Genomic DNA, 24,602 nt, shown 5'->3' with positions numbered 1-24,602 from the left:
CTAAATCAGGTATAATGATAAAAATGTTTTTACAAAGTGGAAAAGTAAAAAATAGAAACTTTTTCTTTTATTTAGGATTGTTGTTTTGTATTGCTTGTCAGCAAGGAAAACAACTAGGAGCACAAGAATTACCTAAGGATTATACTACTCAGCACTCAATTGCCTTAGCCTATTGTAAGGCTCATCAGATGAATGAAGATTTCTATTTCCTGATTGATTTGAGGTTACATTCGGGGAAAAATCGTTTTTTCGTATATGACTTCAAGCAGAAAAAAAATCTGTACGAGAAATTAGTTACTCATGGTAGTTGTGATGTATTTTCCTCCAATCCTGACAAATTTGAAAAAGTCCAATACAGTAATCAAGTCAATAGTCATTGTTCTGCCAAAGGGAAATATAAAATAGGGAAGCGTGATTATAGCTCATGGGGGATTAAGGTAAAATATTGGTTGGAAGGGTTGGAAGACAGTAATAGCAATGCTCAGAAACGACTGATTGTATTACATTCTTGGGAGGCAGTATCCGATAGTGAGATTTATCCTCATTATAGTCCTTTAAGTTGGGGATGTCCTGCTGTTTCCAATGCTTTCATGAAGCTTTTGGATCCTCTACTTCAGCAAAGCAAGAAACCAGTATTGTTATGGATTCTTTAGATAATTAAAAAAAGCAAAATATCCTCTTCTAATTATTATGGATAAAATACTTTCGCCAGATTCAAGAATTTTACTGGACTATATACTCTTGTTCTTTAGGGAGGAGGTCTTTAGTAAAAGTTCCTTTGTCAATATGTTGCTTTATTCTTTTGACTTCCTCGGTGATATCAGTAATCTTTACAATCCATTCATTTACATATTTTTCTACAAAGGTTCCTCGGATACCAAGTTGTATAGACCTTCTACCTATTGGTTTTCCATAGATGTCTCTTTCAGGATCCCATTGACATCTTACCAATGAATTTTTGACTTCCTCTTTCCATTGTTCTTCTGTGATACCCAAATCAGCTTTATAGGAAGAAAGTACTGATTTTCTAACAATTTCATCAAAGGCTTCTCTTTTGATATCAATAGCTAAGACTCTTTCTTGATTTTCTTTTGTAGCCCATCCACATCTGTACATCATCCATAGAAAAGAAGGCTTGATCCATGTCATTCTCGTTAAGCTAAAATGTGATCCAAAGGTTCCTAATTTTAGGGCTTCCTCCGCTATCTCTGCGTTATATGCTTGGTATACTCTTATAGTCTCATTATCAAAGAGGGCATAGATCTTTCTCTCTTCTTGGGCTATATCTTTCATAGTTTTTTGTTTTACAAGAAAAATTGGTAAGATTAAAGGACTTTAAATTTGGCAAACCTCAGTATCAGTGTTTTCTCTCCGCCGTTTTCAAACCGTACTTTGGCCTTGCGGTCAGCACCACTACCTTCTACATCTATAACTACTCCTTTGCCAAAGCGTTCATGTAGGAGGGTGTTGCCTACTGCTACTTCGGGGATATCGCCTGTGGCTACAGCTTTGGCCTGTTCTGGTTTCTGTAGGCGGAGCTTCTTGAGCTCTTCTTCGTTGGGCTTCTTATAGGCAGGAGGAGGGCTGTTGGTAGGCTTCTGCTGGCGTAGTTTGCTCTTATCCACAGGGGCAAAAGCATCTATATTGATCAGCGGTCGGTAGCGATAGCTGTCCTTGGGGGTGAGGTACTCCAAGTAGCGCTCGTCTATTTCTTCTATAAAGCGGCTAGGTTCGGCATCCATGAGCTTGCCCCAGCGATAGCGACTTTCGGTATAAGTTAGGTAGGCCTGCTTCTCAGCACGGGTAAGTGCTACATAGAAAAGTCGGCGCTCTTCTTCCATTTCGGTACGGGTATTTTGGCTCAGTGCCGAAGGGAATAGGTCTTCCTCCATACCCACGATAAAGACATAGGGGAACTCCAAGCCCTTAGCCAAGTGTATGGTCATAAGCGATACGCGATTATCGTCCTCCACTTCCTTGTCAAGGTCAGTGGCAAGAGCGACATCCTGCAAGAATTCGGCCAAGGAGCCAGTGGCTTCTTCTATTTCTTTTTGTCCTTCCACGAAATCGCGAATACCGTTGAGGAGTTCCTCTATATTCTGTAGGCGCTCAATTCCTTCGGGGGTACCGTCTTTCTTGAACTCATTGAGGATACCGGTACGCTTGGCAATATGCTCTGCCAGAGTAAAAGCATCATGTGTTTCTACCATGATACGGAAACTCTGAATCATATGTGCAAACTCCAGCAAGCGCATACGGGTAGGCCCATTGATTTTAAGACCATAGTCCATCAGGTCTAACTGCTTGATAATGGTAAAGATAGGTAGCTTAAACTCATTGGCACAGAGGGTAAGTCGCTCCATAGTTGTATCACCTATCCCACGAGCGGGGAAGTTGATGATACGATGGAGGGCTTCCTCGTCATTTTCGTTGATAGCCAAGCGGAAATAGGCCAAGAGGTCTTTGATTTCCTTACGCTGGTAGAAGGACAGCCCCCCATAGATACGGTAGGGAATATCCCGCTTACGCAAGGCATCTTCTATAGCACGGGATTGCATATTGGTACGATAGAGTACTGCAAAATCACCATAGGAGAGTTGGTGCTGCATGGCCTCTTCAAAGACAGTTCCTGCTACAAAGCGCCCTTCATCGGCATCGGTAGGGCTGCGGTGAACCTTGATAAGGGTTCCACTTTCGTTAGCTGTCCATACCACTTTTTCCAAGCGGGCTTTGTTGTGCTCAATCACATTGTTGGCAGCCTCTACGATATTGCGGGTAGAGCGGTAGTTCTGTTCCAATCGGTAGACACCTACATTGCGATAGTCCTTTTGGAAGTTGAAGATATTGTCAATATTCGCCCCACGGAAAGCGTAGATACTCTGGGCATCGTCTCCCACTACACAGATGTTTTGAAACCTATCGGCCAAGGCACGGACAATCAGGTACTGGGAATGGTTCGTGTCCTGATACTCATCTACTAAGATATAGCGGAATCGGTGTTGGTATTTGGCCAATACTTCAGGGAACACATTCAGCAGCTCATTGGTACGCAGTAGTAGGTCGTCAAAGTCCATAGCCCCAGCCTTGAAACAACGATCTACATAATTGCGATAGATGTCCCCCAAGCGAGGGTGCTTGGCCATCGCATCGGCCTCCTGCAGTTCAGGGTTCTCATAGTAGGCCTTTACAGTAATGAGGTTGTTCTTATAGGAGGAGATACGAGAGGCGATTTGCTTATATTTATAGACGTCCTTATCCAGTCCCATCTCCTTGATAATAGCCGAGATGAGTCGGTGCGAATCTTGTTGGTCATAGATGGTAAAGTCCCTCGGAAAGCCCAATTTGCTAGCTTCTTCCCTAAGGATACGCGCAAAAACAGAGTGGAAGGTACCCATCCACAAGTTGCGTGCTTCACTGGGGCCTACGATACGCCCGATACGCTCCTTCATCTCCCGTGCGGCCTTGTTGGTAAAGGTCAGGGCTAAGATGTTGAAGGGGTCTACGCCCTGCTGCATAAGGTAAGCGATGCGATAGGTTAGCACACGAGTCTTCCCAGAGCCTGCGCCAGCGATGACCATCACAGGCCCGTCCTTATGTACCACAGGCGCCCGCTGCGCCTCATTAAGTTCGTCTAAGTAGTTCAAATTTTAGTTGTTAGTTGTTAGTGATTAGTGGTTAGTTGTTAGTGATTAGTAGTTAGTTCTAACCACTAACTACTAATCACTAACCACTAATATTTTGTTTCCATTTTGATATACTCCAAGAACTCTTTTCTTACGATAGGGTCTTGGAACTTACCGCCATATTCGGCCGTTACGGTGCTGCTCTCTATATCTCGGATACCGCGGGAGTTCACGCAGAGGTGCTTGGCATCAATCACACAAGCCACATCCTCCGTACCGAGGATGCGCTGCATCTCCTGTACAATCTGCATAGTCAGGCGCTCCTGTACCTGAGGGCGACGCGCAAAGTAATCCACAATGCGGTTCATCTTGGAGAGTCCCAGCACGCGGCCATTGGAGATATAGCCCACATGAGCACGCCCTACGATAGGTAGGAAATGATGCTCGCAAGTGGAGTAGAGGACGATATTTTTTTCTATGAGCATCTCCCCATAGTGGTAATTGTTTTCAAAAGTGGAAGAACTGGGGCAGCGCTTGGGGTCAAGACCGCCAAAGAGTTCTTTTACATAGGCCTTGGCCACTCTCAGTGGAGTGCCCTTGAGGCTATCATCGGTAAGGTCAAGCCCAAGTGTCTCCATAATATCAGCCATAGATTTTTGGATACGAGCGATTTTTTCCTCATCGGAAAGAGAAAAAGCATCGGCTCGCAAAGGGGTCTTAGCCGACGTACTTAGGTGATTTTCACCTATAAAATCGTCTGATGGATTCATTTGATTCTTATTTATTCAAGGGGACAAAAATACAAAATTAATGACAAATGACAAATGACAAACGACAAATCTTTTTCGCAAACTATTAGTCACTGCTCACTAGTCACTAGTCATTATTTAAGAGAGCATAGGTAGTACTTGGTTACTTTAGTAGCCAGTGCATCTAGGTTCATTTGGTCAGAAGCCTTGGTAACATCTATGATCTTATTGTTTTTGGTATAGATAAGGATATTCTGTTCGTCCTTGCGGTAGGCAGTGTTGGAAATCTCTCCGGTAAAGACAAAATAAGATGCCAGCTCCTCTGGTATTTGTAATTGCTCAGCCGCCTCTCTAAGGAGTTCTTGTACCTTTTCTTTCTCTACAGGGCTTCTGTAGAGCCTTACACGGAGCAGATCGCGGTTGAGAATCATCTGGCTGAGCTTGGCCAAGACCCAATCCTCCCCATATTGCCATTCCTTAAGGCCTGAGATGATGTCATAATCGTCCAACTGGGCAAAGAGTTCTAAGGCATGACTGTCAAAAGTCTCTTTGGTGATATGGTTTTCTACAAAAAAGCGCAAAGCAGTAGTCATTGGGAGCTTTTTCCCCTGATGGGTGAGTTCTTTGACCCTTGCTAGGAGCTTGACCAAGACGAATTCTGCTCCTATACTTGTCTTATGCAGATAGACTTGCCAATACATCAGGCGGCGTGCCACTAGGAACTCCTCTATGGAGTAGATGCCCTTTTCCTCTACAATCAGGGTATCGTCCTTTACAGTGAGCATAGCGATGATACGCTGGGAGTTGATATTGCCTTCGCTCACTCCCGAATAGAAGCTATCACGCTTAAGGTAGTCTAGTCTGTCCATATCCAACTGGCTGGAGATGAGTTGGTTCATGAACTGCTTTTTGTATTTCTTTTGGAAGATTTCTATAGCTAGGCTAAGTCGTCCCTCGAACTGCTCATTGAGTGCCTGCATAAAGGCCAAGGAGATTTCCTCGTGGGAGATCCCCTCCACAATACTATGTTCCATAGCATGAGAGAAAGGACCATGACCTATATCGTGCAGCAAGATAGCGATATATAAGGCCTCTTCTTCCTCAGGGGTAATCTCTATTTGCTTGTAGCGGAGGGTCTGTATGGCCTGTTGCATAAGAAACATACAGCCCAAGGCATGATGAAAGCGCGTATGCCTTGCTCCAGGATAGACGAGGTAGGAGAGCCCCATTTGTGAGATACGGCAAAGCCGCTGAAAATAAGGGTGTTCTATCAGGTCAAGGATAAAAGCATTCGGGATATGAATAAACCCATATACAGGGTCATTTACTATTTTGAGCTTATTACGCAATTTCATGTTTTTTTAGGGTTAGGGACTCTGTAGGGGCAAATTGCCATTCGCCCTTTAAAGGCAATTTGCCTTTAATCGTTGAGATGATATTTTTCTATTGTTTCATTAGAGTCAAGAGGGATTGTGATAGGTATAACTTGTTTTTTGCCGCAAATGTACAAAAAATAAAGAAGAATAACAATGATAAGGAATTAATTTTTAATAAGTGTATAATTTTTTAGATTTTCCTCTTATTTCTTACAGAAAAATCGTACATTTGCCTATTCTAATAGCGAAATTTGATTTTTTTTAAAACAACTAAAGAAATACTATTATGGAAACATTACGTGAAATCATTCATTCCATTAAGCAAAACAAGGTACGTACTTTTATGTCGGGCTTTGGGATCATGTGGGGGATCTTTATCTTGGTACTGCTCTTAGGCGTAGGTAAGGGGGTAGAGTATGGGGTACAAGACCTGCTGAAGAGTTTTGCCTCTAAGTCTATTTTCATTTGGGGAGGAGAGACCTCTATGAAGTATAAGAATATGCAGGAGGGACGCCAGATTTTCTTTGACAAATACCTCTTAGAGGATATTCGTCGTAAGTTCCCTGAAATCAAAGGACTTTCTCCAAGGACAACTATCTCCAAGAATGCTATTTATGGTAAGAAAAATTACTATACCACTGTTACAGGGATTACGCATGAGTATTGGTCTTTCTCCAACTTCAAGATGATAGAGGGCAGCCGCCCTTTCAATCCTATGGATGACAAAAAGGCGCGCAATGTCGCTATTATAGGAAAGAAGGTAGCGACCAAGCTCTTTCTTAACGACAATCCTTTGGACAAGCTCATCGATGTAGGGGGCGTGTATTACCGCGTGATTGGGGTGATGAAGAATGATGATATGGTGAGCCAACAGGCCGAGTCAGAAATCTTTGTACCTTATCCGAGCTTTACCCGTAATATTCAGGATACGCCCGATATTTCAGTCTTTGGCTTCTACCTAAGCGATGATGCTAAGATTTCGGTGATTGATTTTAAGACGAAAATATTCAATTACTTAGCACGCAGCCTGCGCTTTGATGCCAATGATCCCAATGCTGTCTATATACAAACCTTAGAGGAACAAATATCCGATATCAATAGTATCTTCACTGGTATCAGTGTTTTTATTTGGATTGTGGGGGCTTGTTTCTTGATTAGTGGAATGGTCAGTGTAACCAATATCCTCTTTATCGTAGTCAAAGAGCGCACCAATGAGTTTGGTCTGCGTATGGCCATTGGGGCTACTCCTTACCATATTACCATACAAGTGCTCTTGGAAGCGCTGATTATCACCTTAGCGTCGGGCTTGTTGGGTATGTTCTTAGGTGTAGGGGTACTCAAGCTCGTTAATATGGTATTGGCGGCTTCAGGGGGCATGGGACTGCTCAAAACAACCGAAATAGATATGGGTATAGCTCTCTTGGCGGTCTTTATTATGGTGCTTTCAGGTATTTTTGCAGGTACTTTCCCTGCCCGCAAAGCCGCTAAGATAGAACCAGTGGCTGCTATGCGCTATGAAAACAGAGGGTAAAGACTAATGACTAATGACTAACGACTAATGACTAACGACTAATGACTAGTTACTGGTGACTAATGACTAATGACTAATGACTTATGGAAACATTACGAGAAATCATTCATTCCATTAAGCAAAACAAAGTACGTACTTTTATGTCGGGCTTTGGGATTATGTGGGGGATCTTTATCTTAGTACTCCTCTTAGGGATAGGCAAGGGGGTAGAGTATGGAGTACAAGACCTGCTGAAGAGTTTTGCCTCTAAGTCTATTTTCGTTTGGGGAGGGGAGACCTCTATGAAGTATAAAAACATGCAGGAGGGCCGACGTATTTTTTTCGATAAATACCTCTTGGAAGATATCAAGCGAAGATTTCCCGAAATAGGGGGGCTTTCACCAAGAACTTCTGTTTCTAAAAATGCTATTTTTGGAAAGAGGAACTACTATACCACTGTTACTGGGCTTACCCATGAGTATTGGTCTTTCTCCAACTTCAAGATGATAGAAGGCAGCCGCCCTTTTAATCTCATGGACGACAAAAAAGCGCGCAATGTGGCTATTATAGGAAAAAAGGTAGCGACCAAGCTCTTCCTCAATGACAATCCTTTGGACAAGCTCATTGATGTAGGGGGCGTGTATTACCGTGTGATAGGGGTGATGAAAAATGATGATATGGTGAGTCAAAGAGTTGAATCAGATATATTTGTGCCTTTTCCGAGCTTTACTTGCAATATTGAAGATGCGCCCAATATGTCTACTTTTGCGCTCTATTTAAGAGATGATGCACAAATCTCTGTTCCTGATTTCAAGGTGAAAATAACCAGTTACTTGGCGCGTAATCTGCGTTTTGATGAAAGTGATCCTAATGCGGTCTATGTACGCGCTTTCGAGGAAGAAATATCTAGTGTTAATAGTATTTTTACAGGTATCAGTGTGTTTATTTGGATAGTGGGACTATGTTTCTTGATTAGTGGAATGGTCAGTGTAACCAATATCCTCTTTATCGTAGTCAAGGAGCGCACCAATGAGTTTGGTTTGCGTATGGCTATTGGGGCTACTCCTTACCATATTACTATACAAGTGCTCTTGGAAGCGCTGATGATCACCTTAGCGTCGGGCTTGTTGGGTATGTTCTTAGGTGTAGGGGTACTCAAGCTCGTTAATATGGTATTGGCGGCTTCAGGGGGCATGGGTCTGCTCAAAACAACCGAAATAGATATGGGTATAGCTCTCATGGCGGTCTTTATCATGGTGCTTTCAGGTATTTTTGCAGGTACTTTCCCTGCCCGCAAAGCCGCTAAGATAGAACCAGTGGCCGCTATGCGCTATGAAAACAGAGGGTAATGACTAGTGACTAACGACTAATGACTAATGACTAATGACTAATGACTAATGACTAACGACTAGTGACTAACGACTAATGACTAGTGACTAATGCAAATCAGTAGTTTAAGTTTCGCAAGTTGTTTTTAGGTTGCTATTGAAATTGCAAGTAACTGATAAACAATTATTTGTAAAAACCTCCCCCCAACCCCCCTCCAAAGGGGGAGCTTTAAGGGCGTTGAAATGGTCTAATTTGTTTATTAAATTAGAAAATTTCCCTTTTATAACTTATTGAACCTCTATCACTTACTAACTCCCCCCTTGAGGGGGGGTAGGGGGGATGTTTTGAGAATCAGTTGATTACAGAGCTTGCGAAACTTAAGTCAGTAGTTATAGTCAAACAGAAATAGTTTGCGAAAAAATAGCATGAGCAGGTGTAGGGGCTAATGGCAATTAGCCCTTGAAAGAGAGTAAATTAGGAATGAATCCCTTGCCTTATTTATTCGCATTCTAAATATGATTGACTATAAAAATATCTGTATAATCTAATTCGTTAAGACGCAATAAATTGCGTCTCTACAGATGGCTACGCTCATCGGGAGTTGTCTTAGCCAGCGTTAGGGTAGAGACGCAATTTATTGCGTCTTAGAAAGTTAGTAAATAATATTTTAACTATTAATTCGAATGGCTAATTAACGCGAGTTCGACGTAAGCAAAATTATATTTTTTCTCCCACAGATTCCACGGATTTTCACGGAGAGAATGATACAACAACTAAGTATAACTCCTTAATTTCCACGTATAAATAAGGCCTTTGGCCTTATAAAAATCTGTGTAAATCGCAACAGCACAATTACACAAACATAGAAAATCTGTGAAATCCGTGAAAATCTGTGGGAGCTTTCGTTATATCGAACTCACGTTAATTACTGATGAGTAATCGTTGTTTAATTCCCTAAAAATATTTGATATTTTTCAAGAAAGTTAGTTGTTTTTTCGTATTTATCACTTTTTTGCATTTATGAAACTGTATAAAAACAGGATAATACAGTAAAAAAGTAAAGTTAGTAGAAAATAACTTTAAAAACTGATGAAAGTGTATATTTGTGGTTGTGTAGTTAAATATAATTTAAAAAGTTCTTTTGTTCTCTTTGTTTTTTGTAATTTTGTCCTTTGTTAAAATAGTTGATATATGAGAACTAAAGTGATGTATCTTTTGCTCCTATTTTTAGGGGCTTTGCAAGTGTCCTTCGCTCAGGAGAAGACAGTCTCAGGAGTGGTGAAGGACGAGAACTTAGAACCTATGTTAGGTGCCTCTGTCATTGTCAAAGGTACTACCAAAGGGGTTTCTACCGATGAGAACGGAGCCTACTCCCTCAAAGTAAAAGATGGGGATGTGTTGGAGTTCACGGCTGTCGGGTACAAAACGCAAGACCACAAAGTAACGGGGAAAACCCGCAAGATAGATGTGGCCTTGCTCTTGGATGTAGAAGAAATTGACGAGTTCGTATTCGTTGGTTTCGGACAGAAACAAGCCGTAAAGGAGGCCACAGGTTCCATAGGAAAAGTGGATAATGTCTCCAACAGTGCGGCTGCCTCTGTGGATAAAGCCCTTTCTGGGAAAATCGCAGGGGTACAAGGAGGGGTGACCACAGGACAACCTGGAGGTGCCGCCAATGTTCGTATCCGTGGTTTGGCCTCTATCAATGGACGTACCAATCCTATCTATATCATAGACGGGGTACGTGTCAGCCAAGGACAACTATCTTCTGCGGCTACTTCTTCCAACATCTTGGCCAACCTCAACGATGAGGATATAGAAAGTGTAACTGTTCTTAAGGATGCCGTTTCTACTGCCGCCTATGGTGCCGATGCAGGAGCAGGGGTGATTATCATCACTACCAAGTCTGGTAAAAAAGGAGAAGCCAAGTACAGTTTCAATAGCGAAGTGGGTATGGTCTCTCGTGCTCTTACAGGAGAGAAAAACCTCACTACAGCCGAATGGCTTAACATGATTTATGATGCCTATCTCAATTCAGAAGAAGGAGCTGCACTCTTCCCTAATAATAATAAGGAAGCTCTCTTGGCTAAACTTGCTGCTGGACAATTGGCAACTGCAAAATTGGGTAAAACTGTTCAGGGATTGTACAATAAGAGAGATATAAGTACCGACTGGCGTAAGGAAACAGAAAATAGCTTTGCGCTTCTTCAGAAAGTAAATGGTACCGTATCAGGAGGGAATGATAGGTTCGACTATTATTCATCTTTGGGCTATTACAAACAAGATGGGATCGTAAAACAAACAGGGTTCCAACGTGTAACCAATAGTAACAAGATCACCTATCGTGCCAATGATCGCCTTACCTTGGCTACTGATCTCCAGCTTTCCTATGGGCAAACTCTTTCCCAGCCTGATGGGGGAAAATTTGGTAACTCTATCTTAGGACAGTATCTGCTACAACCTACCGACCGTGCTTACAACCCTGACGGGACACTTTATTTGGGAGGAAGTAATAGAAAAATGTCTAATGGGCTTCAGAATAGTGTGGCAAACCAACAGATGAACTATATAGAAACCCAGACAGCTAGAGCATTTGGAAATTTTCAAGCAGATTATAAGATCCTAAAGAACCTTACTTACAAATTTGTCTTTGCTCCTGAGTTTATCAATATCATGGAAGATAAATACTATAACCCACTTCATGGAGATGGATATAGTAATGGGGGAATTAGCGAATGGTATGCTACTCGTTATTTTAACTTTAACGTACAGAACATACTCTCCTATGACTTTAAGTATAAGGAAAAGAACAATTTCTATGTAAACCTAATCCAAGAAGCCTATAAGTCAGATTATAGAAGAGTTGCTGCTGAGGCACATAATGTAGGCCCTAGTGGACTGACTACCTTGTCTAACTTTATCAAGCCTGTAAGTACTTCAGGGTCTAGAGTGGTAAGCTCTCGTGGTGGATATGCAGTAACTGCCCACTATGACTATGATAAGTTCTTCCTCTTTGATATCTCTGGGCGCCAAGACCGTATCTCTAACTTTTGGGATGACAACAAGACAGGCTACTTTGGCTCTGTAGGGGTAGGGCTTGACTTTGCTCGCTTGGAAGCGGTTAAAAAGTGGAAAAAAGTATCTCAATTGAAACTCTCTACCTCCTATGGTTCTGTAGGTAATATGGTGGACGTATCCCCTTATGCAGTCCACGCTTATCTTTCAAACTACAATGACCAAGTAGGAGGCTACATCAGTGGAGTAGATAACAAGGATCTTCGTTGGGAAACCCTTTCTCCCTTTAACTTAGGCTTGGATATGGGCTTCTTAAAGGATCGTATCACCTTCTCAGTGGCTTACTTCCATAAGAAAACTTCCGATATGATCTTTGCCGTGCCGCTCTCCAGAGCACAAGGAAATACCAGTGTGTATAAGAACATAGGAGAGATGGTTAACAAAGGGGTGGAACTAACCTTCAATACCAAAATTGTAGATAACGAAGGCGATGGCTTCAAATGGAACTTAGGTGCCAACTTCACTTCTCTAAAGAACTAAGTAACCAAGCTTTACGGCGGTAAGGATGTGATCTCAGGCAGCCGTATCATGCGTGAAGGAGAAGCCGCTAGAACTTTCTATTTGAAGAAATGGGCTGGGGTAGATCCTCAAAATGGAGACCCGCTATGGTATGTCAATGGTGAAGGCGGAGAAACTACCAATGATTACAATAAGGCAGGATATGGCCTGCAGGGAAGTGCTATGCCTACCTACTATGGTGGGGTGGATACCAAGCTCTCTTACAAGAACTTTACCCTTTCGGCTGATCTTACCTATTCAGGAGGAAATAGAATCATAGATAGCTTTGCTTCCTATGTTAATAGCGATGGTGGTTTATTGAGTTCTTATCCAGGAAATGCTTCTCAAGTAGGTAACTATTGGACACCTGAGAACAAAAATGCAAGAGATCCTAAACCTATATTGGGTAAAGGTAATAAGAATGGTACCAGCTTCTCTACCCGTTACCAATACAAGGGGGATTTCGTAAGATTGCAGACTGTTAGATTCTCTTATAGAGTGAAACCAGAGTTCTTGGAAGGTACTTATCTTAAAGGGTTGGAATTCTATATGTTAGGTAACAATGTATGGACTTATAATTTTGACAAGAACTATAAGGGAGACCCAGATTTTAATATCGGTGGAGAAACCTCTTTTACCCTTCCAACCTTAAGAACCTATAGCTTTGGTGTAAATGTTAATCTATAAAATACTAGAGAAATGAAAAAAATTATATATACCTCTCTTTTTCTTACAGGCGGTTTGCTGCTTACCTCATGCCGTAAGGACTTTACAGAGACCCAATTTTTCCAATCCAAACAAGCAGAACCCCTTAAAACTGTAGAGGAAGCCTCTTCCTTTGTCAATGGTACCTATGCCCAGATGAGAGCAATGTCGTATTTAGGGGCTTATTACTTGGCCTATGGCGAAGTACGTTCCGATGAGATATATAATGATACAAGTGTAGGCCGCTTTAGGGCAGAGAGCCTTTATACCATGGATGCTAATAACGGAAATGCACGAGATACTTGGACAACAATCTATGGAGTGATTGCCAATATCAATAATGTGATCAATGCACCTGACAACCTCTCCTCTCAAAAAGCAGGAGGAGGGGCAGCTAATCCCAGTGAAGTTAAGGCTATAAAAGCACAAGCTTATGCGATCCGTGGTATGGCGTTCTTTGACCTACTTCGCCTCTATGGACAGAAGTATACAGGGGGTACCCTCGGCGTACCACTGCCCTTGCAGTACAACGCTTTGGCTAACACCACTCGTCCTACTATAGAGGATACAGAAAAACGAATAGAGGCAGACTTTGACATGGCTATACAATTATTCCAAGAAGCTGCTACCGCACAGCGAAAAACGCTTGCAGGCTTGGTAAATACCACTGATAAGACCAAACTGTCTCCTATGGCGGTAAAGGCCTACCAGTCACGTTTTTACCTCTACAAAGGCGATTGGGATAAGGTAGCTACCCTTTCTAAGGAAATTATAGCCTCACACAAATATGAGGTAATGCCAGCTGCTGACCTATCAGCTTCCTTTGTAAAACCCAATACCAGCAATAGTATCTTTGAATTGGCTGTTGGAGTGAGTGGCTCTCTCGGTGCTTCAGGATATGGATACTTATTCAATAGTGGAGGCTATGGAACGCTCTTACCTACCGATTATGCACTAAGCCTTTTTGATGATGCAGATGCCAGAGGAAATCTCTTTGCAGGAAATAGTAGAGTTGGTTATTTCTTGAATGGGAAGTTCTCCGACCTACAATCCCAAGCCAACGTGAAGTTGGTACGTTATGAGGAAGTTTTGCTCAATGCTGCCGAGGCCTACCTAAAGAAAGGTAATGAAACTAAGGCGCTTACCTACTATAATAGGCTCAGAGCACAAAGAGGATTTACAGCAGCAGCTACTTCTCTTACCCTTGAGGAACTCAAGAAAGAAAGACTAAGAGAACTCTTAGGCGAGGGCTTCCGCTATTGGGACTTACTCCGCTGGGGAGATGCTGTACCTCAATATGAAATCACAGGAGCGGTGAATCCTGCTAAGAATAGGACGGTACCTAATAAGGCTTTTGCCTTCCCTATTCCTCAAGCAGAGCGCAATAGTGAGTACAGCAATGTCCCTCAAAATGACGGATACTAAACGAAAAAGCAATCCCTTTATACTTTAGTTCGGGAAACTGTTCCATACAATGGAACAGTTTTCTTGTTTTTTTAATATGTATTAAATATCAGATATTTTTTCTACATATAACTAACCCTGTAGAAATTATTGTTTTTATATTTAAAAATAACTGCTTTTTCTTGTGTAAGAGATTAACAATCAGTTAGTTAAGTGTTAGGCAAAGGAGAGTAGTGTTTTATTTTTTACCTTGTAATTATTGATAGATTAAAAATCTATTTTTTTAAATAAATGCAAAATATAATTCTGTTTAGAATATTTTTTGTAATTTTGCAGCGTCTTTAAAATAGTTGATATATGAGAATTAAAAAAGTTGCTTATCTGCTGCTCTTATTCTTAGGAGTATGTCAGTTGTCCCTCGCTCAGGAGCGTACTGTCTCTGGGGTGGTGAAGGACGAAAATCAAGAACCCCTATTCGGTGCCTCTGTTATCGTTAAGGGTACTACCAAAGGGGTCTCTACCGATGAGAAGGGTACTTACTCCCTCAAGGTAAAAGAGGGGGAAGTTTTGGAGTTCTCTTCCATCGGGTACAAGACCCAAGACCATAAGGTAACGGCTAAGACCCGAAAATTGGATGTGGCCTTACTCTTGGACGTAGAAGAGATTGACGAGTTTGTCTTCGTCGGTTTCGGTCAGAAACAAGCGGTAAAGGAGGCCACAGGTTCCATAGGAAAAGTGGATAATGTCTCCAACAGTGCCGCAGCCTCTGTAGATAAAGCCCTTTCGGGTAAGGTAGCAGGGGTGCAAGGAGGGGTTACCTCTGGACAACCTGGGGGTAATGCCAACCTACGTATTCGTGGGCAGGCCTCTGTCAATGGGCGTAACAACCCTATCTATATCATTGACGGGGTACGTGTAAACCAAGGAAATCACACCCAAGGAGATACTTTCTCTACCAACGTGCTAGCCAACCTCAACGACGATGATATAGAGAGTGTAACTGTCCTCAAGGATGCCGTTTCTACAGCCGTATATGGGGCGGATGCTGGTACAGGGGTGATTATCATCACTACCAAATCAGGTAAAAAAGGTGATGCTAAGTACAATCTAAGCAGTGAAGTAGGTCTGGTCTCTCGTGCTTCAGCAGGAGAAGAACTCCTTACCACAACCCAGTGGCTTAGTATCCTATATGATTCCTATCTTAACTCTGAAGAAGGAGCGGCTGCTTTTCCCAACAATGACAAAACAGCGCTCTTGGCTGCTCTTAACGCAGGTACTCTGACAGGAGATATAGGGGAGTCCTTGCAAGAGCTTTACAATAACAGACATATCAATACTGACTGGCGAAAAATCACCGAAAATGCTGCTGCTCTTATGCAGAAGATCAACGCTTCTGTATCGGGAGGAAATGAAAAGTTAAGCTACTACTCCTCTGTAGGATATTATAACCAAGATGGTATCGTGAAATCAACAGGATTTCACCGTGTAACCAACTCTAACCGAATCAATTATAAAGCAAGTGATCGCCTTACGTTGGCTACCGATATTCAGCTCTCTTATGGGCAAACCGTAACCCAGCTTGATGGGGCTAACTATGGAAACCCTATCTTAGGGCAATACCTCTTGCAGCCTATTGATAGAGCTTATAATCCCGATGGTACTTACAACTATGGGGTTAATGGGGAATTGAGGAATGGACTCCACAATGTGGCTGCCCTACAAGGCATCAACCAGTATAAGGCTGAAACAGTCAGAGGCTTTGGTAACTTCCAAGCCGATTACAAGATTTGGGACAACCTTACTTATAAGTTTGTTTTCGCCCCTGAGTATATAGACCTTACCCAAAAGAGTTACCTCTCTCCCTTACATGGTGATGGGAAAGAAACCAGAGGAGAAAGTACTTGGTATACCACGCGTATCTTTAGCTTCAACGTACAGAACATTCTCTCCTATGACTTTAAGATCAAGGATAAGAACAATTTCTCTGTGAATCTCATCCAAGAGGCTTACCGTACCGATAAGCAAGTCTTAGGAGCTAAAGCACAACAAGTAGGTTCCGATAAGCTCAAATCTTTGTACAACTTTATCTCTCCTGTAGGTACTACAGGTACTGACAATGTGGATTCTCGTGGCGGTTATGCGCTCACTGCTCACTATGACTATGATAAGTTCTTCCTACTTGACCTCTCTGGCCGCCAAGACCGTGTGTCCAACTTCTGGACAGATAACCAGACAGGTTACTTTGGTTCTGTAGGAGCAGGGGTGGATTTTGCCCGTTTGGAAGCACTCAAACAATGGAAGAAGATATCCCAATTGAAACTCTCAGCCTCCTATGGACAGGTAGGTAACTTGGTGGATGTTTCTCCTTATGCGCTATACCGATATAGTTACAACTATAACAATGCCCCAGGGGCTTATCCTGTAGGGGTAAATAATAAGGACTTGCGTTGGGAAACACTCTCTCCTCTTAATATTGGTTTTGACTTAGGGTTGTTCAAGGACAGAATTACCTTGTCTGTGGCTTACTTTAATAAGCAAACCAAGGATATGATCTTTGCCTCTCCACTTTCTATTGCTCAAGGGGCTTATGATGAAAAGACAGAGGATGCAGTAAGATTCATCAATATAGGGGAAATGGTCAACAAAGGACTTGAATTTACGCTCAATGCCAAAATACTTGAAAGCGAAAACGGACTTAACTGGAGCCTTGGTGGAAATATCAGTACACTAAAGAATGAGGTTACCAAGATGTATGATGAGAATGATATCATCACAGGTCGTCGTATCATCCGTAAGGGAGAAGCCGTGAACTCTTTCTACCTTAAGAAATGGGCAGGTGCCAATCCTGAAAACGGAAATCCTCGCTGGTATATCAATGGAGAAGGAGGAGCGACCACTGAAAACTATAATGAGGCTCACGAAGCTATACAAGGTAGCGCCATTCCTACCCTATATGGTGGGTTCGATACCAAGCTCTCTTATGAGAACTGGACACTCTTGGCACAATTCTCTTATGGTTTTGGGAACAAAATCTATGATGCTTTAGGCCAATTCGGACGTAGCGACGGTAGAATTACCCATATCTACCCAGGTTACAAGTCTCAGTATAACAACTATTGGACACCTGAGAACCGCAACTCCGACCATCCAAAACCTATATGGGGTGAAAATACAGGTTCTACAGCTGTTTCCTCACGCTTCTTATACAAAGGCGACTACTTGCGCTTACAGACTGTAAAGCTCTCTTACAAACTTAAAACTGAATGGTTAGAGAAGACTTATTTCAAGGGCTTAGAGTTCTATGCCTTAGGCGACAACCTTTGGACACATAACTTTGATAAGAACTTCAAGGGAGACCCTGACTATTCAGTAGGAGGACAAACAGCATTTGGACTTCCTTCCCTTAGAACCGTAAGTTTTGGAGTAAATGTTAACCTATAATACTGATTTACAATGAGAAAAATTATATATACCCTCCTTTCTCTTACTACAGGCTTTGCACTGACCTCTTGCAGTAAGGACTTTACAGAAACCCAATTTCACCAAGGGGAACAAATGGCACCGCTCAGCTCCGTAGAGCAGCTTACCTCTTTTGTCAACGGGACTTATGTGAAAATGCGTGATGTCAATTACTTAGGCACCTACTATCGCGCCTATGGGGAAGTACGCTCCGATGAGATGTACAACACCGAGAAGACGGGGCGTCTCTTAGGGGTCTCTACTTATACGATGAAGACGACCGAACAAGAGGCGGAAAGTACTTGGAAGGCCATCTATAGGGTAATTGGAAATGCCAATATTGCCATCAATGCAGCCGATAACCTCACTTGGGGAGGAAGTAATGATCCACAGGAGACAGCCAATGAGATCAAGCGACTCAAAGGACAAGCTTATACTGTACGAGCTTTGGCACTCTTTGACTTGCTTCGCCTCTATGGTCAGCAATATGCTGGGGGTACTCTAGGGGTGCCTATACCATTGCAGTACGATCCTAATGCCAGCTCTACTCGTGCCACTGTAGCACAGACAGAGGCACAGATAGAAAGCGACCTTAATCGGGCCAATGCCTTATTTGAGGCCATAGGTGATGTGGTAGAGCAGACCAGTTCGTCCGAGAAAAACTATATTTCTCCCTTGGCACTCAAGGCCATCGCTTCTCGTTACTACCTCTACAAAGGCGATTATGCCAAGGTAGCTGAACTCTCCGAAGAGATTATCTCTTCAGGGAAGTATGCCGTAGCGGCCAAAGATGATTTGCAAGGAACTTTCTCCAAACCCGATGCGGAAAATAGCGTCTTTGAACTTACCGTAGGTACTACCAGCTCTTTGAGCTCTGATTCTTATGACTTTTTAGTACACTACTCCCCAGGTTATGCACAATTGGCAGTATCTGAGCAGGCAGTAAATCTTTATGAAGCAGGAGATGTGAGAAAGAATCTGATTACCTCAGGTAGATTAGGAGGACAAACTAAGTATTTTCTTAATAATAAGTTCTATGGTACACAAGGAAGTAATAATATCAAGGTCATTCGTTACGAAGAGGTCTTACTCAATGCCATAGAAGCCCATCTCAATACCGATGATCCAGCAGGTACAGGTGATAAGACCAAGGGGTATTACAACACCCTTCGCCACGAAAGAGGCCTTTCGGATGTTAGTGCTGTAACCTTGGACGATCTTAAGAAAGAGCGTGTAAGAGAGCTCGTAGGTGAGGGACAGCGCTATTGGGATTTGCTCCGTTGGGCAGCAGCCATTCCGCAACTTAACAGTGCAGGCAATGTTGTCCGAAGCCGAAATATAGGAGATAAGTTACTGGCATTCCCTATACCTAAGTCTGAAGTAGATAGCCCTAACAGTGGCGGAGTATCTCAAAACGAAGGATATTAAACGTTACACATTTTTTATATCATTCATCATGCTTCAAAAACCGTTCCCTATAGGGGAGCGGTTTTTTCTTAAATAAGAGCGGTTGATTTTTTATCAAAGAAAAACATTTTTATAGGTTTTTCTTTGATTTTTTTTTCTTACCTTTGACGGCTAAAAAATGTCTCTTCTCCAATAGTGAGAGAAGAGACCCAATAGCCGACAATAGTATATATTTATTTAACATAGATAAAAGATTTTACGATGGGATTTTTCGATTTCTTAACAGAAGAGATAGCCATTGACTTAGGGACAGCAAACACACTTATTATTCATAAGGATAAGGTCGTAGTGGATAGCCCTTCCATAGTGGCACGTGATTTAAGCACTAACAAGATTATCGCAGTAGGTAGAGAAGCACAACTGATGCAGGGAAAGACCTACGAACGTATCAAGACCGTTCGCCCGCTTAAGGATGGGGTTATTGCCGACTTCGATGCCTCCGAACAGATGATTAATGCTTTTATCAGAAGTATTCCGCCGCTTAAAAGGCGCTTTTTCTCTCCTTCGCTTAAGATAGTGGTATGTATTCCTTCTGGTATTACCGAGGTAGAGATGCGTGCCGTACGCGAATCCTGTGAGAGGGTCAATGGTAAAGAGATCTTTCTTATTTATGAACCTATGGCCGCTGCCATTGGGATAGGTCTAGATATCATGCAAGCCAAAGGGAATATGATTATTGACATAGGGGGCGGTACAGCCGAGATTGCGGTGATTTCCTTAGGAGGCATTGTTTGTGATAAGTCAGTAAAGATTGCAGGAGATGTCTTTACCAACGATATCATCTACTATATGCGTACCCGTCATAACCTTTATATAGGGGAAACAACAGCTGAGAATATCAAGATCAACACAGGTGCGGCTATTGAGGATATTGATTCTCCGCCTGATCCTATGCTTGTACAAGGTCGCGACCTACTTACCGGAAAACCCAAACAGGTAGAAATCTCTCATCGTGAAGTGGCTAAGGCCTTGGACAAATCTATCCTACGTATAGAGGATGCTATTATGGAAACACTCTCCCAGACGCCACCAGAGCTCGCTGCCGATATCTACAATACAGGTATTTATATGGCAGGAGGAGGCTCCATGCTTCGTGGGCTTGATAAGCGTATTTCTATGCGTACGGACTTGCCCGTGTATGTAGCTGAAGATCCACTACGTGCTGTGGTAAGAGGAACAGGAATTACACTGAAAAATATAGAGAAGTTCAAAACTATCTTGATGAAATAGATGCGGCTGATTTTATTGTTTTTTAAGCGACAAAAAGATTTCCTGCTTTTCCTGCTTTTATTTGCTTTTTCTTTTTCTTTTGTGCTCGGAGGGAATTCTTTCCAGCAGTCCAAGTTCCTATATATAGCCTCCGATGTAGTAGGGGATATCTATCTCTTGCGCACTGGGGTACAGGAGTATTTCTCTCTCAAGCAGCAGAATGAACAGTTGACCAAAGAGAACAAACAGTTGCACGAACAGTTGCTCAGAGAGCGCGCCCAGAAGTTGGAACAACTTTCTAAGGATCCTATATTGCTGTACTCCCCAGAGCAATATGCCGTCTATAGGGCGGAGGTGATTAAGAATAGTTGTCATCTGTCCAAGAACTACTTGATAATAGACAAAGGATTACGCGATAGTATCCGTGAGGATATGGGAGTGGTTTCTCCCAGAGGAATTGTAGGAATCATAGACAAGGCAACCACGCGGTATGCCTCAGTGCAGTCTGTCCTTAATACACGTTCTAAAATCAGTGCAACCCATAAGAAATCAGGCTACTATGGTACCCTTTCTTGGGATGGGAAAGACCCTACCATAGTGCAACTGACCGATATACCTAGCCTAGCACCTATTTCTGTAGGTGACTCCATTGTTACCGCAGGTCATTCGAGTATATTCCCCAAAGGGATTCCTATAGGGCGTGTACTTAGTGTCAATGCCAATACACGGGATAACTCCCTACTCTCCCAAGTGAAGTTATTTACCGATATGCAACAGCTGCAACATGTGTATATTATCAAAAACAAAGACCAAGTCCCTATCCAACAATTAGAAGAACAGATACAAGAGCAAGCCAATGAATAGTTTGTCTTATATTTTACAGCTCATAGGCTGGGTACTTTTGCAAGGCATACTGCTGAACAACATGAACCTGTTCGGGTATGCCAATCCTGCCTTATACCTGCTTTTCTTTATGACCTATCCTGCGGTAGCCGATAGGGCACTTTTGCTGCTATTGGCCGCCCTCTCTGGTCTTGCTATAGATGCACTCTCCAACACTAGTGGACTTTATAGTTGTGCGACCCTTTGTGTGGTCTTTCTTCGTCCTTTGCTCATTCGCTTGTTTTTCGGGCAGAGTTTTGAAGACCAACCGGTCAATCTGTTACAAGTAAGCTCTACCCTGCGAGTACTTTATGTACTTTCTTTCTCGCTAATCTTTCATCTGATTTTCTCTCTATTAGATACCTTCCAGTGGCAGCTATGGCTCTATTGCTTGAAAAAGACCTTGATCAATGTAGCCTTTACTACCATTGTCTGTCTATTAGTAGCTCTGCTTGTCTCAAGTCGTAAAGAAGTGAAGTATTAAAAAAAATCCTTGCTTTTTTCGTATTATTTTTGTAACTTTGCGCTCCCAATGAAAAAGAGGAAGCTACATATTCGTATCTTTGCTTTTTTACTGCTATTGAGCATGTTAAAAATAGCTTTTCCTGTCGGTGAATTTTTCCATAATCACCACTCAGGAAAGGAATTATGTACCTATGCACATGGTAAAAAGTGCGAACATGATACCCATATCTCGCAGGCGGAAAAGCATCACGACTGCATGTTTTTCCAGTTGCACCAAAGTTTCGTCTTTACTACTTTTGTCTATTATCTTCTATCAGCGAATGATACCCTTGTGTTTTTCTTAAAAGAAGAAAAAACACAATCTTCTTCTATCCAACTTCTCTTAAGAGGTCCTCCTTTCTATAATGTTTAATGATCAATGATTAGTGATTAATAACCAAGTTTTCGTTAGGCTATTAATCATAGGGCATTATTGACCTTAATCATTAATCATTATTGACCTTAATCATTATTGGCATTAATCATTAATCATTATGAAAAAGCTATTAAGTCTTTTTCTCTTAGTTATGGGTTTTTCCCTCTATGGGCAAGAGACCCTCAGCCTAATAGTAGAAGACAAAGCAGGGCAGCCCTTGCCCAGTGCGGTTGTCCATTTCGTAGGAAAGCACTTTGTAAGTGATACCAAAGGTAGGGTGAATATTCCCAATTTAGCCAAAGGGAAATATCCTATCAAGGTGAATTACTTAGGTTTTTTGGACTACGAGGCAATCGTTGCCATTCCTGCTGTTAATCCTTATAAAGTGGTCATGCAGGAGGAAGTCAATCAGCTTGCAGGAACTACCCTTATTGGACATGTAGCCAAACCTGTAACAGCCTCTGTGGCTATAGATAAGCCCAAGCTCCAACAAAAATCAGGAGAGGAGTTGGCCAAAGTACTCACTACAGTGGCAGGGGTTTCTATGATACAAACAGGAGCTACCATAGCCAAACCTGTTATTCATGGGCTACATAGTAACCGTATTTTGATTCTCAACAACGAGGTGCGCCAAGAAGGACAGCAATGGGGGGCTGACCATGCCCCTGAGATAGACCCTGCTGTAGCCGATAAGATTACGGTGATCAAGGGTGCCGATGCGGTGCGTTATGGCTCCGATGCCTTGGGAGGCGTAGTGGTGATTGCACCAAACCAGCTTCCTTATGGTGATGGGCTACACGGGCAGCTCTCTCCTTCCTTTGCCTCCAATGGACGAAAGTCGGCCACGACCCTCAAGCTGGAAAGTGGGCTGCCTGGGCTGCTCCACTGGGCATGGCGTGTGCAGGGAACGCTCAAGCGTTCGGGTGATATACACACAGCCGATTATATGCTGAACAATACCGCTGCTGCCGAGGCCAACTTTTCCGCAGCTATAGGTATGCGACAGGAAGCAGGTAGTGCCGAGTTGTTCTATAGTCGATATGAGAATGAGAGTGGTGTCTTTTATGGATCACATATAGGCAACTTGGATGACCTATTAGCACGCTTTGAAATTGGTCGGCCACTTACCACCTATCCTTTTTCCTATAGTATAGAAGCTCCTAAGCAGAAAGTTATACATCATCTGCTCAAGGCTAAGGCTTACTATTTTCTTCCTTTCGGAGGAAAACTCACAGCCCAATATGCTTTCCAAAAGGATATTCGACAGGAATTCAGTGTGCGCCGATTGGATAGAACGCGTATTCCAGCCCTTAATATGTGGTTAACTACCCATCTGGCGGAGGTCTTTTGGGAGAATATGGATACCCAATATTGGAAAACTTTGGTAGGAGGTAGTTTTTCCTTACAAGATAACTATAACCAACCTGGAACGGGAGTGGTACCTGTGATTCCCAACTTTGCTTCAGTGGGCTATGGGGCTTTTGCAATAGAGAAGTATCATAAGGACAATTGGAATGCTGAGGCGGGTTTGCGTTATGACTATAAGTACCTCAGTGCCGATGGCTATGATATGTATTCCCAACGCTATGGGGGCGAACATGATTTTCATAATATCACCTATAGCTTAGGGGGAGCATGGCAAGCAACTCCTCACACGGCACTCAGTAGCAACATAGGCGTGGCCTGGAGAGCACCTCAGGTCAACGAACTCTATAGCAGTGGCTTGCATCACGGAGCGGGGACTTATAATCTGGGTGAGGCCTCACTGAGTCCTGAAACAGGCGCCAAATGGATTACCTCTCTAAGCTATACCCACCCAGAGAGAGGTATATATCTTACAGCCGATGCCTATGTACAGCTCATTAAGAACTATATCTATGACTATCCTACAGGGGAGACACGCACCTTGTTCTCTGGGGTATATCCTATATTCCAGTATACCCAAGCCGATGCCCTCTTCCGTGGAGTTGATATAGATGCTTCGCTAAGGCTTGCTCAGTGGGGAGCGTTCGCTCAGCGTCTTTCCTATGGGCTACGAGGGTCGGTAGTCTTTGCCAATGAGCTAAAGACAGATAGGTATTTCCCTTTTATACCTGCCCCACGCCTGAGCCAGTCTTTGGAATGGAAAGCCCAACCCAAAGGCTTATTTCAGACCTTGGAAGCAAGTATAGGTCATACCTTTGTAGCCAAGCAGACGCGCTTTGAGCCTTCTCAGGAACTGGTAGCCACCACCCCCGATGCCTATCATCTCTTTGAGGCAGCCATAGGAGGTACCATAGCCATAGGGGAGCAGCAGCCCCTCTCGGTACGGCTCTCTTGTGAAAACCTTTTCAATCAGCTATATAAGGAATACACCAATCGTTTCCGCTATTACGCCCACGACTTAGGGCGCAATGTATATCTGAGGTTGAATTATAATTTTTAAAAATATTGTTG

At 42.7% G+C, this 24,602-nt stretch carries 17 protein-coding genes; 13 read left to right on the top strand and 4 right to left on the bottom strand.

What is annotated here, in order from left to right:
* Positions 1–23: 23 nt before the first annotated feature.
* Positions 24–653: a murein L,D-transpeptidase catalytic domain-containing protein gene (locus HMPREF9331_RS09490; RefSeq protein WP_040357430.1), complete on the top strand. Its 630-nt coding sequence runs from the start codon at positions 24–26 to the stop codon at positions 651–653.
* Between the two features lie 70 nt (positions 654–723).
* Here the strand turns inward: HMPREF9331_RS09490 and HMPREF9331_RS09485 are convergent, their stop codons facing one another.
* The 4 genes from HMPREF9331_RS09485 to HMPREF9331_RS09470 form a co-directional block, all read right to left on the bottom strand.
* Positions 724–1,293, bottom strand: coding sequence for a DUF4291 domain-containing protein (locus tag HMPREF9331_RS09485; RefSeq protein WP_016420742.1), 570 nt, complete (start codon positions 1,291–1,293; stop codon positions 724–726).
* A 32-nt stretch (positions 1,294–1,325) separates the two neighbouring features.
* Positions 1,326–3,644: an ATP-dependent helicase gene (locus HMPREF9331_RS09480; RefSeq protein WP_016420741.1), complete on the bottom strand. Its 2,319-nt coding sequence runs from the start codon at positions 3,642–3,644 to the stop codon at positions 1,326–1,328.
* A gap of 86 nt (positions 3,645–3,730) precedes the next feature.
* On the bottom strand, positions 3,731–4,393 hold the full coding sequence (folE, locus tag HMPREF9331_RS09475) for a GTP cyclohydrolase I FolE (RefSeq protein WP_009642501.1): 663 nt from the start codon (positions 4,391–4,393) through the stop codon (positions 3,731–3,733).
* 113 nt (positions 4,394–4,506) lie between these two features.
* Complete coding sequence (locus tag HMPREF9331_RS09470; RefSeq protein ID WP_016420740.1) at positions 4,507–5,727, bottom strand: HD domain-containing protein; 1,221 nt, start codon at positions 5,725–5,727, stop codon at positions 4,507–4,509.
* A gap of 307 nt (positions 5,728–6,034) precedes the next feature.
* Here HMPREF9331_RS09470 and HMPREF9331_RS09465 point away from each other — a divergent pair, with 307 nt between their 5' ends.
* The 12 genes from HMPREF9331_RS09465 (at position 6,035) to HMPREF9331_RS09415 (ending at position 24,591) form a co-directional block, all read left to right on the top strand.
* Positions 6,035–7,279, top strand: coding sequence for an ABC transporter permease (locus HMPREF9331_RS09465; protein ID WP_009642500.1), 1,245 nt, complete (start codon positions 6,035–6,037; stop codon positions 7,277–7,279).
* 83 nt (positions 7,280–7,362) lie between these two features.
* Positions 7,363–8,607 carry an ABC transporter permease gene (locus HMPREF9331_RS09460; protein WP_016420739.1) on the top strand — a complete coding sequence of 415 codons (1,245 nt, stop codon included), beginning with the start codon at positions 7,363–7,365 and terminating at the stop codon, positions 8,605–8,607.
* A 1,171-nt stretch (positions 8,608–9,778) separates the two neighbouring features.
* A complete protein-coding gene (locus HMPREF9331_RS09455) occupies positions 9,779–12,142 on the top strand; it encodes a SusC/RagA family TonB-linked outer membrane protein (protein ID WP_016420738.1) in 2,364 nt (787 codons plus the stop codon).
* 48 nt (positions 12,143–12,190) lie between these two features.
* The gene (locus HMPREF9331_RS13365) at positions 12,191–12,847 is read left to right on the top strand and encodes a SusC/RagA family TonB-linked outer membrane protein (protein ID WP_244911724.1); all 657 of its coding nucleotides are present in this window, start codon (positions 12,191–12,193) and stop codon (positions 12,845–12,847) included.
* Positions 12,848–12,859: 12 nt separating this feature from the next.
* Positions 12,860–14,290, top strand: coding sequence for a RagB/SusD family nutrient uptake outer membrane protein (locus HMPREF9331_RS09450; protein ID WP_016420736.1), 1,431 nt, complete (start codon positions 12,860–12,862; stop codon positions 14,288–14,290).
* Between the two features lie 336 nt (positions 14,291–14,626).
* Positions 14,627–17,710, top strand: coding sequence for a SusC/RagA family TonB-linked outer membrane protein (locus HMPREF9331_RS09445; RefSeq protein WP_016420735.1), 3,084 nt, complete (start codon positions 14,627–14,629; stop codon positions 17,708–17,710).
* A gap of 12 nt (positions 17,711–17,722) precedes the next feature.
* Positions 17,723–19,156 (top strand): RagB/SusD family nutrient uptake outer membrane protein, encoded by a 1,434-nt coding sequence (locus HMPREF9331_RS09440; protein ID WP_016420734.1) that lies wholly within the window; start codon positions 17,723–17,725, stop codon positions 19,154–19,156.
* A 240-nt stretch (positions 19,157–19,396) separates the two neighbouring features.
* The gene (locus tag HMPREF9331_RS09435; protein ID WP_009641709.1) at positions 19,397–20,425 is read left to right on the top strand and encodes a rod shape-determining protein; all 1,029 of its coding nucleotides are present in this window, start codon (positions 19,397–19,399) and stop codon (positions 20,423–20,425) included.
* A complete protein-coding gene (gene mreC, locus HMPREF9331_RS09430; RefSeq protein ID WP_016420733.1) occupies positions 20,426–21,268 on the top strand; it encodes a rod shape-determining protein MreC in 843 nt (280 codons plus the stop codon).
* Entirely contained in the window at positions 21,261–21,770 is a 510-nt protein-coding gene (locus HMPREF9331_RS09425; RefSeq protein ID WP_009641714.1) for a hypothetical protein, read from the top strand. Before mreC ends, HMPREF9331_RS09425 begins: the two co-directional genes overlap by 8 nt.
* A 48-nt stretch (positions 21,771–21,818) precedes the next feature.
* Positions 21,819–22,163: a hypothetical protein gene (locus HMPREF9331_RS09420; RefSeq protein WP_016420732.1), complete on the top strand. Its 345-nt coding sequence runs from the start codon at positions 21,819–21,821 to the stop codon at positions 22,161–22,163.
* 121 nt (positions 22,164–22,284) lie between these two features.
* Positions 22,285–24,591 carry a TonB-dependent receptor gene (locus HMPREF9331_RS09415; RefSeq protein ID WP_016420731.1) on the top strand — a complete coding sequence of 769 codons (2,307 nt, stop codon included), beginning with the start codon at positions 22,285–22,287 and terminating at the stop codon, positions 24,589–24,591.
* Positions 24,592–24,602: the final 11 nt, after the last annotated feature.

It is taken from the genome of Capnocytophaga granulosa ATCC 51502, from assembly GCF_000411115.1.
GTDB classification, from domain to species: Bacteria; Bacteroidota; Bacteroidia; order Flavobacteriales; family Flavobacteriaceae; genus Capnocytophaga; species Capnocytophaga granulosa.
The sequence above is the reverse complement of the archived record's forward strand: the minus strand, read 5'-3'. Positions and strand labels throughout refer to the sequence as shown.